This is a genomic window from Lachnoclostridium sp. (assembly GCF_031997925.1).
Classification (GTDB): Bacteria; Bacillota; Clostridia; order Lachnospirales; family Lachnospiraceae; genus Lachnoclostridium.
The window spans coordinates 80,253-89,478 of record NZ_DAMADT010000009.1; the positions used below are offsets into that span (position 1 = coordinate 80,253).

Below are 9,226 nucleotides of genomic sequence, written 5' to 3' on the forward strand. Positions count from 1 at the left end.
ACGCTCCGTAATTTGCTTATCACTTACATCTACCATTACTGCATTGCCATTATGATCAAAATGAGTAAAATCCATCTGTTTCTCCATTCTATCCTTTGTTCTTAGTAATAGTCCTTTATGTCCGTAAATACCATTACTATTAATAATCCAAAAGGAATCTTGTTTCGAATATATAATCTAGCTTTTGAATTTAAGATAACTACATTCCTTTGCCAAATCCGCAATTAGGGAAAGTACAGATATCGCAAGATAAGCAAAGACCACCATGTCCTAATTTTGATATTTCCTCATAAGTAATTTTCTCTCCTGCCATCAGTCTTGGTAGCATTAAATCAAATATGGTTCGTTTTGAATACATAACACAGCCAGGTAGTCCGACCACAGGTATATCACCATTAAAATAGGATAATAAAAACATTGCTCCCGGCAATACTGGAGCTCCATAGGTAATAATCTCTGCTCCTGTATTCTTGATTGCAAGAGGTGTTTTATCGTCTGGATCAACACTCATACCGCCTGTACATATAACAAAATCTGCACCCTTATTAATTAGGTTAACGATAGCCTCCGTAATCTTTTCATGATCATCATTTAAAATTACATGTTCCACTAGTTCTGTACTGTATTCCTCTAATTTATTTAAAATAACTGGAGTGAATTCATCTTTGATTCTTCCGTAAAATACCTCATTTCCAGTGGTAACGATTCCTACCTTTTTATGGATAAAAGGCATTACTTCAAGAATTTTTTCCTCGCCTACTATCGCTTTCGCTTGCTTCATTTTTTCTTCTTCAATAATGAGAGGTATGATTCTAGTACCCGCTAGTTTGTCCCCACGTTTCACTGGGAAATTACCGTGTCTGGTAGCTATCATCATTTCTCCTAAGTAATTTATCTTATTTAGAAGCTTTATATTTACTTTGAAAAGGCCATCACAATCTGCATAAAGATCAATCTTACCTTCTTTTACACCGCTTCTTTCAATATGTTCTCCTTTGCAGATGGAGCAAAGTATCTCTGCACCTTCATTCTCGTGAAGCATTCCTTCTTCTTTTTCCCACACATACAAATGATCTTTCCCAATGGATAATAAAACAGGTATATCTTCCTCTGTTACAACATGTCCTTTGCGAAAGATAGCGTCCTTTGTTACCCCTTTTATAATTTGAGTCATATCATGACATAGTACATGTCCAACTGCATCCTCTGTTTTTATTAACTTCATAAATTCTGCCTCCTTTCCTTAATGCATTTGTGAAGATTTACTGTGTGTAAAACTGACAACAAAATTCGATAAACTTTTTTTCCAGTCTGTCAAACTTTTTGCGTTTTGCATATACGATATAAAGATTTCTAGTTACTTTTTCGCCTTCTGGTTCATATATCAGTATTTTCCCATCGCTTGCATAGTCTAAAGCTGCTTTTTTTGACATTATGGTAATACCCAGGCCTCTGCACACTGATTTTTTTATTATTTCCTGATCATTAATAAATGCTACAACATTTAGTTTCTTTATATCAACATTCTTTGACTCCAAGAATCTTTCTGCTGTTTTCTTCGTACCAGATCCATTCTCCCTCAAAATAATAGGTTCCCTCATGAGCTCTTCAAAGGAACAATTCCCCTCTAATAACTCTTTATAATGTTTTTCATTGGGTGTTACTACCACTAGTTTATCTTCATAAAAGGGTATGTAACGTAATCTATCATCCTTATTTTTTATACCAACAAAACCAATGGTTGCTTTGTGCTTTAATAATTCTCCAATTACATGATCACTGTCACCTTGTTTAATGGAAAAGCGAACTTTCGCATTTTGTTTTTGAAAAGCTTGTATCAGTTCCGGTAATATATAATGGGATGGGATAGTAGAACCTGCAATATCGATTCTTTGTTCTTTCTTTCCCTCTCTATCAAATCCTTGATACAACTCTTCCTTTATGGCCAACATTTCTTTGGCGTACTCATACAATCTCTCCCCCGCCACAGTAGTGCGTACCTTTTTTGTTGTACGATCCAAGAACTTGGTATTGAACTCATTCTCCAAAGATACAATATGTGCACTAATGGTTGGCTGAGTAAGATATAATTTTTCTGCTGCCTTAGAAAAACTTTGTAGTTCGACAACATTAACAAATGCTTCGAGCTGTTTTAATTCCATACTATATACCTACTTTCAGTTCATCATCCTCAACAGTCATAATATAACATACCAAATCCCTATAATCAATTTATTTATAGATTTTTTCTATAAATGAATCTCCAGTATAAAGAATATAAATTTTACCAAATTGTACATCTATCTAGAATTCATATACATTAATAAATTAATGTAACAATACTATGAATTTTCGTCATATCTACAAAAAATAAATTAAATAAAGAAGTGCAAAGGGTAATATCCTCGCACTTCTTTTTTCTAGCTATTCATTATATCTTAAATTGTGAAATCATTTGAGTTAACTTCTCTGCAATTTGCGCTTGATGTTGCGCAGTTTCCGCAACCTCATCCATCGCGATTGATATCTGATTTATGCTATTTAACATTTCTCCTGAACTATTGGATGTATCTTTTATGTTAGAAGTTATGGTTTGCGTAACATTAGAAATTTCATTTGTGGATGCATTCAGTTCTTCGGACATTGCAGCTATGCTATTAGATAAATTGCTTACATAGATGGAGTCATTTTCATAATTAACTCCTGTATCTATCAATAACTGATAATCCTCCTTAACATGTCCGTTAATAAAATCTAGTAAATCTTTTGAATGAATCGTTAGATTCGTTTATGACAGTATAATATACTTAGTATTTATTATATTAGATTGACCGGCCAAGAAGGTTTTTTTCCGCTTAATACTTCATCAATTCCAATCGCCGCATCTAAACTCATTCTTGCCATTGCTTCTTTTGTTAACGCAGCATTATGAGGTGTTACAATAACATTATCTAATTGGAACAAATTTGATAACGTCTCCTTAAAAGGTTCCTCTTTAAAAACATCCAGCCCTGCTCCCGCTATCTTATGTTCTAGAAGGGCATGATACAAATCATCTTCATTTACAATTCCACCTCTTGAAGTATTAATTAAAACTGCCTCAGGTTTCATCAGCGATAACTTCTTAGAATCCATGAAATCTTGTGTCTTTTTACTAAATGGAATATGTAACGAGATGAAATCAGATTGACGAATAAGCTCATTCACTTCTTCCGTTATCGTTACGTAATCTGGTAACTTCTTACTCACTAGTCCATGTCCATAAGCAAGTATCTTCATACCTAATCCGAATGCTGCTTTTTTTGCAACACTCTCCCCAATTCTTCCAAACCCAATAATTCCTAGAGTCTTTCCATAAACATCAATCCCAGGCATTCGATTTCTGATTTCATAATTACCCTGTCTCAATTCTTTATCTGTTATTACTAGATTCTTCGCACAAGCTAATATGAGCATAATGGTATGCTCTGCTACCGAGTTAGCATTTGCCAATGGAGTGTAACAAACCTGAATGCCACGAGCTGTTGCTTCCGTGATATCTACATTATCATAGCCAACTCCGTGCCTTCCGATTACTTTTAAATGAGGTGCTGCATCAAAAACCTCTTTCGTACAGGATGCAGTACGAAGTAAAAGACCACTACAATCACCAATATTATTACAGATATTTTTGACTGAACTGTCTTGCAAAACACGAAGTTCATAACCTTTTTCTCGTAAATATTTTTTTCCTGATTCGTCCACATTTTGCGGTATTAGTATTATTTGATTCATTCTATGTCCTTTTCATTCTTTTTCTTTTTATTAGCACAAGGCACATCTAAGTGCTAAGACTTTTTTATGGTCAAAATTCTAAACACTTTGGTTATTAGCACTTTAATTAGACAATTCTACTTAATTCTCCAGTTTCAGAATCAATAATTAATCCATATATCATCACTGTCTGTGGGATTAAAGGATGATTGCGTATCAATTCAACCGATTTTTTGATTGATTCATCTAAATCTACAAATCCTCCCAACCAAGAATCAAAGTCAATTCCACAATATTTCATCATATCGATATTATTTTGGGTAATTCCATGTTCTTTCATTTTTTCTATCATCTTTTGGCTGTCCGTACACCTTGCTCCGCAGTCCGTATGCCCAATGACTAGTATTTCTTTTACATTTAATTCGTATATAGCTATAAGCAAGCTTCGCATTGCACTCCCAAATGGGTGCGAAATAACTCCACCTGCATTTTTAATAATTTTTGCATCTCCATTTTTAAGTCCCATGGAAGCTGGTAATAATTCCGTTAACCTTGTATCCATACAAGATACAATTGCAACTTTTTTCTGTGGGAATTTATTGGTTATATATTTTTCGTATCCTTTATTTTTAACAAAGGCTTTATTAAACTCTAGAATTTCTTCAATCATACAATCCCCTTCTTTCTATATTTATATAACTATCAAGAAAAAGTACGCTTCGCGAGCTTTTCCCTGTCATAAATAAATTAATCTAATTATAATACCTTATCAATTTATTACAACATAAATTATTCATTCTATTTGTTCTCTTTATCCTATAACATTCAAAATCCTCTACTTCTCTAAAAGAAAAAGTAAAGGATTCTTACTTATTATAGTATCTTATACCACTAATTATTTCATTACGGATTGAAACGTCTCCTTATCACTAACATCGAAAGAATATTCTAGAAAAGAATATCACTGCTTAAATATATCCTCTAATTTATTGAGTGGAAAAGGAGTCATAGCCAATGGTTTCACTGCTATCGACATTAAAAGAGCTGGGTTATCATCCGCTGCAATGCGATTTGAACTTAAATCACCGCACTCCTTACACCTATGGATTATCGCCCATTCCCCACCCTTTCGTACCCATACACTCACTGGTTCCATAATTCCTTGACACAAAGATGCACGATCGCCTGGTTCAATATCTACATGTATACTTGATAAACATTTCGGGCAATGATTTCGATGTTGGCTTCCAGCCCCATCTGGTACTACAAGCGCACCACACACTTTACATGGGAAACTCTCTGTACAAGCAGAACGCCGGTAATCTATCTTTGATTCCGTATCTGATGTAGCTTTCGTATCAATCATCTTTTGATAGGAATCATATCGATCTCTTCTTATTTTTTTTGCTCGTATCGCCTCCAGAACCTGACACCCATCTTCGTGGACATGAGTACAATTTCTAAAATAGCACCCTTTCGTTAATAGCGCTATCTCAGGAAATACTTCATTTCGTTCTTCCTCTGATATTTCTTGCAGAGCAAAATCGCGAAATCCAGGCGTATCAATCCATAACGTCCCGTTAAAACCAGCCTGTAAAACACTGTTATGGGTGCTTGCTATATTCCCCTTATGCTTTTCAATTTTCGCTAATTCATTTAAACATCCTCGAATTAAAGATGTTTTACCACACGATCTATCACCGATAACTACGATAGTTTTACCTTCTGCCTTATTTAATAATTCTTCTTGACGTTCACAAGCGGAACCAACAAATACAAAGCCAACGGTATTTTGATAGTAAGTTAGTTTCTCTTGTAACAGATCTTGAGCGTTTTCTCCAATCAAATCCCACTTGCTAACAAATATACCAACTTGTATCCCAGCTCGTTTTGCAGCTATGATTGCAGATTCTATATAACCTGCCTGATGAAGAAGATAATCAGCAGTCACGATAGCTAAAAGGCATTGAACATTTGCTGCTATTAAAATTTCTTCCCCAGAGCCTCGACGGTTACCTCGATATACCGCTGTTGTCCTTGTATGAATATGATTCAATCTATATTGATCATTCCCAGTAAGCTCCACTTCGACTTGATCTCCAACTATCAAGGCGTTTTTGCTAGTTAGTAAAGAACCAGGAATAAGACAAGAAATTATGTTGCCTTCCGATAATACTTTGACTTGTTTATTTAAGATATCTACAACAGTGGCTTGAAACACTTCCTTTTGTGAATCTTTTGTTTGATCTATTTCTTTTATTTTTTTCTTCTTCACCTTAGTTACCTCCTAGCAAGGGACAAATATTTAGAAATCCACTCCTATTTTCATAGTAATATTATAAATTCTGTACCCTAATAGCTGCAACCGAAGGAACAATTCAGAAACAAAAAGGCGCCATGTAACTTAACTACATGACACCTTTTTGTTTACTATTTCATTGAGATTATTATAAGCATCTTGTTAACGAATTTTTTGAGATTGTTATAATCATTGTGTTACAAATCCTTTTAGATTGTTATAATCATTTTGTTTACGAAACCTTTTATATTGTTTCATCATTTTATTTTCTGATTCTTAAGCTTAAACTTTGTTATAATTTTTTGTATACTTTTCGGTGATAAATAATAAGTTTCCGAAAGATGACCAATCGGCGCTCCTTCTTTGTATTTTTCATAGATTTCTAAGTTTCTGAAAAGAATCATCTCTTTACTATTAGTGTTTTCACCCCAACCTTTACGATTGCTTTCTTTTCTTGGTACGTAAATATACTCACCGTCAATATAATTTTGAATAATCTCGATAATTTCTTCTGGCAACACATCGGTTGCTTTGATATAGCTCATTTAGCTCCTCCTAGTATGAATATTTAGGAACTAGCAAAGGCTATACAAGTATCAATTTTTTGATGCCATGCGCTAGCCTTTGCTATGCATAACGAACCGAGCTAAATTTCATATAAATCCTCCATTCTGTTGCAATCAGTGTGAAAAATCTTGATTTTTCACACTTAAGTTAATTTATCTTCAGAATGTTAACTTACATTCTGAAATCAAAAAACCCGCAAAAAAACATACCACACCTGTATAAGTGCAGAATGCTCCTTGCGGGCATAACAAACAAATCAAAACAAGAAAAAGCACGCACGCTTCGCGGACTTTTCCATGCTATAATAAAAAAGCGAGACAAATCACACCTGTCCCGCAATATTGATTGAATGAATAAAGCAATCTGTTAGGTATGTTTCTAAAAGGGCAACAAAAAGAAAGGGGGTATCCCCATCACGATTGCACCTTTTCAACTATATTCAGTTGAGAACCACATTAACAGATAAAGCTGACATCAAAACACATCCTTCTTTTTTTCTGAATTATAACATTGAGTATTTCTATTGTCAAGGGCTTCCAGCTTCTTTGTAATGCAGGGGTAAACACAGAAAAGAAGAACGAATAAACATTAATACAGCGTAATCGTTTGGCAAAGGAAATTCTTGCATTATTTTGTGCAATATAACTAAATTTCGTTCGTTTATCGCTTGATTATTAGAAAATATGTTGCAATCGGAATGTGTTCATGATAAAATAAATTACAGCCAAAGATAAATACAATAAAATTTTTTTTATTACTATGAAAGGAAGGTATTGATATGGAGGAGAGTAGTAAGAGTAAAAAGAAAAGGAAGGGATTGGGGCTAGTCCCAAGACTGATTATTGCAATTACCATTGGTATTTTAATCGGATCGTACTGCCCTGAGTTTATAACTCGAACATTGATTACAGTATCGGATTTATTTAAAGAATTTTTAATGTTTATCATCCCACTTATGATAGTGGCTTTTGTTACTATGGGAATTGCAGATCTGTCTCAGGGAGCAGGAAAGTTGCTAGCGTTTACTGCAGCGATTTCCTATGCTTCTACGTTGCTGGCAGGAGGGGCAGCTTATGGTGTTGCCAGTAAGTTTTTCCCCTCTTTTGTGAATGAAGAGGTAGTTGCGAAAGTTGCTGCAGCAAGTGACAAGGCAATTGAGGGATATTTCTCCCTGGCAATCACGCCATTACTTGAAACGACAGCCGCTGTTGTACTGGCTTTTGTACTGGGAGTATGTATCAGCACCATGCGTGGCAAAGAGATTGGAGATACCCTGTACAATGTGATTAAAGATTTTTCCGAGATTATTTCTAAGGTATTAAGCCGTGTAATTATTCCGATTCTTCCTTTGTATATCTGCGGAACTTTTGCCAAGATGACTTATCAGGGAACTACCTTTGCAATTATGTCTGTGCTTTGGAAGGTATTCGTGGTTGTTATAGCTCTTCATTTGATCTACCTTGTCGTAGCCTTTACCTTTGCAGGCTTAATGACAAAACGAAATCCACTCACCATGATGAAGAATCAGATACCTGGTTACCTGACCGCAATCGGCACCCAGTCTTCTGCTGCTACCATTCCGGTTAATATCAAATGTGCGGAAAAGAATGGTATTTCAGAAGAAATCCGTAATTTCGTAGTTCCGCTATGCGCAAATATTCATATGGCTGGTTCTATGATCACCATTACTTGCTGTGTGACCGCAACTCTACTCATTTACGGCGAGCCTCATGGCTTCCTTACCCTGTTCCCATTTATCTGTGTACTGGGAGTAGCCCTAGTTGCGTCTCCAGGAGCTCCAGGAGGATCCATCTTCACAGCGACTCCATTCTTCCCGATTGTAGGAATACCAGCAGTTGGAGATATCGCCAGCCTTCTTCAGGCAATGTATATTGCTCAGGACAGTTTCGGTACTGCATGTAATGTATCCGGAGATAATGCAATTAGTGCACTGGTTGATATGTTCTACCATAAATATATCAAAAAAGACAAAATAGACAAAAAGACAACTTAAGTAAGGTGACTTCGAAAGGGGAAGACTGTTTATGCTGTCAATCAGTATTTTTGATGTAATCGGCCCCAATATGGTAGGGCCATCCAGCTCACATACCGCAGGTGCTGTGGCGATTGCTCTTCTAGTTAAAAAAATGTTCAACGGGCCGATCAGCAAAGTTGAGTTTGTTTTGTATGGTTCTTTTGCAAAGACCTACAAAGGCCATGGAACCGACCGTGCGCTTCTTGCTGGAATCCTAGGATTTGAGACTTATGATCTGAGAATTAGGAATTCCTTTCAGCTGGCGGATGAATGTGGACTAAAGTATTCCTTCCGTGTGGATGAAAAAGAAACAGAAGTGCATCCAAACACAGTAGATATTCATGTATCTGGAGAAAAAGCTGAAACCATGTCTGTCCGAGGCGTCTCGGTGGGAGGCGGTAAAATTAAAATTGTCAGGATCAACGGCATTGATGTAGACTTTACCGGAGAATATTCCACACTAGTTATACGGCACCTAGACTATCCCGGCATGGTGGCTTATATTGCTACCAGTTTAAGTGAGCGTAATGTAAATATCGCTTTCATGCGTTTGTTCCGGGAACAGAAAGGGG

9 protein-coding genes and 1 pseudogene are annotated in these 9,226 nt (G+C 35.8%); 2 read left to right on the top strand and 8 right to left on the bottom strand.

What is annotated here, in order from left to right:
* The 8 genes and pseudogenes from RTP52_RS20370 to RTP52_RS08370 all read right to left on the bottom strand — a co-directional run.
* A pseudogene (locus tag RTP52_RS20370) lies at positions 1-75 on the bottom strand (cyclic pyranopterin monophosphate synthase MoaC); the annotation flags it as partial.
* A 124-nt stretch (positions 76-199) separates the two neighbouring features.
* Entirely contained in the window at positions 200-1,225 is a 1,026-nt protein-coding gene (locus RTP52_RS08340; protein WP_312370492.1) for a molybdopterin-binding protein, read from the bottom strand.
* Positions 1,226-1,262: 37 nt separating this feature from the next.
* On the bottom strand, positions 1,263-2,162 hold the full coding sequence (locus tag RTP52_RS08345) for a selenium metabolism-associated LysR family transcriptional regulator (RefSeq protein ID WP_312370493.1): 900 nt from the start codon (positions 2,160-2,162) through the stop codon (positions 1,263-1,265).
* Between the two features lie 269 nt (positions 2,163-2,431).
* The gene (locus RTP52_RS08350; RefSeq protein WP_312106813.1) at positions 2,432-2,716 is read right to left on the bottom strand and encodes a hypothetical protein; all 285 of its coding nucleotides are present in this window, start codon (positions 2,714-2,716) and stop codon (positions 2,432-2,434) included.
* A gap of 101 nt (positions 2,717-2,817) precedes the next feature.
* Positions 2,818-3,774, bottom strand: a complete 957-nt coding sequence (locus tag RTP52_RS08355; protein ID WP_312370496.1) for a hydroxyacid dehydrogenase — start codon at positions 3,772-3,774, stop codon at positions 2,818-2,820.
* A 106-nt stretch (positions 3,775-3,880) separates the two neighbouring features.
* Positions 3,881-4,423, bottom strand: a complete 543-nt coding sequence (locus RTP52_RS08360; RefSeq protein ID WP_312370499.1) for a beta-class carbonic anhydrase — start codon at positions 4,421-4,423, stop codon at positions 3,881-3,883.
* 291 nt (positions 4,424-4,714) lie between these two features.
* Positions 4,715-6,028 (bottom strand): ribosome small subunit-dependent GTPase A, encoded by a 1,314-nt coding sequence (rsgA, locus tag RTP52_RS08365; protein WP_312370501.1) that lies wholly within the window; start codon positions 6,026-6,028, stop codon positions 4,715-4,717.
* 281 nt (positions 6,029-6,309) lie between these two features.
* Positions 6,310-6,597 carry a CD3324 family protein gene (locus RTP52_RS08370; protein WP_312370504.1) on the bottom strand — a complete coding sequence of 96 codons (288 nt, stop codon included), beginning with the start codon at positions 6,595-6,597 and terminating at the stop codon, positions 6,310-6,312.
* 800 nt (positions 6,598-7,397) lie between these two features.
* Here RTP52_RS08370 and RTP52_RS08375 point away from each other — a divergent pair.
* A complete protein-coding gene (locus RTP52_RS08375; RefSeq protein WP_312370506.1) occupies positions 7,398-8,633 on the top strand; it encodes a dicarboxylate/amino acid:cation symporter in 1,236 nt (411 codons plus the stop codon).
* A 31-nt stretch (positions 8,634-8,664) separates the two neighbouring features.
* Positions 8,665-9,226 (top strand): L-serine ammonia-lyase, iron-sulfur-dependent subunit beta (gene sdaAB / locus RTP52_RS08380; protein WP_312370508.1); only part of this gene is annotated, 562 nt, incomplete at its 3' end.

Coding starts and splice junctions, on each gene's coding strand:
- RTP52_RS08340 (WP_312370492.1), bottom strand. CDS start 1,225: ATGAAGTTAATAAAAACAGAGGATGCAGTTGGACATGTACTATGTCAT.
- RTP52_RS08355 (WP_312370496.1), bottom strand. CDS start 3,774: ATGAATCAAATAATACTAATACCGCAAAATGTGGACGAATCAGGAAAA.
- RTP52_RS08345 (WP_312370493.1), bottom strand. CDS start 2,162: ATGGAATTAAAACAGCTCGAAGCATTTGTTAATGTTGTCGAACTACAA.
- RTP52_RS08375 (WP_312370506.1), top strand. CDS start 7,398: ATGGAGGAGAGTAGTAAGAGTAAAAAGAAAAGGAAGGGATTGGGGCTA.
- RTP52_RS08360 (WP_312370499.1), bottom strand. CDS start 4,423: ATGATTGAAGAAATTCTAGAGTTTAATAAAGCCTTTGTTAAAAATAAA.
- RTP52_RS08370 (WP_312370504.1), bottom strand. CDS start 6,597: ATGAGCTATATCAAAGCAACCGATGTGTTGCCAGAAGAAATTATCGAG.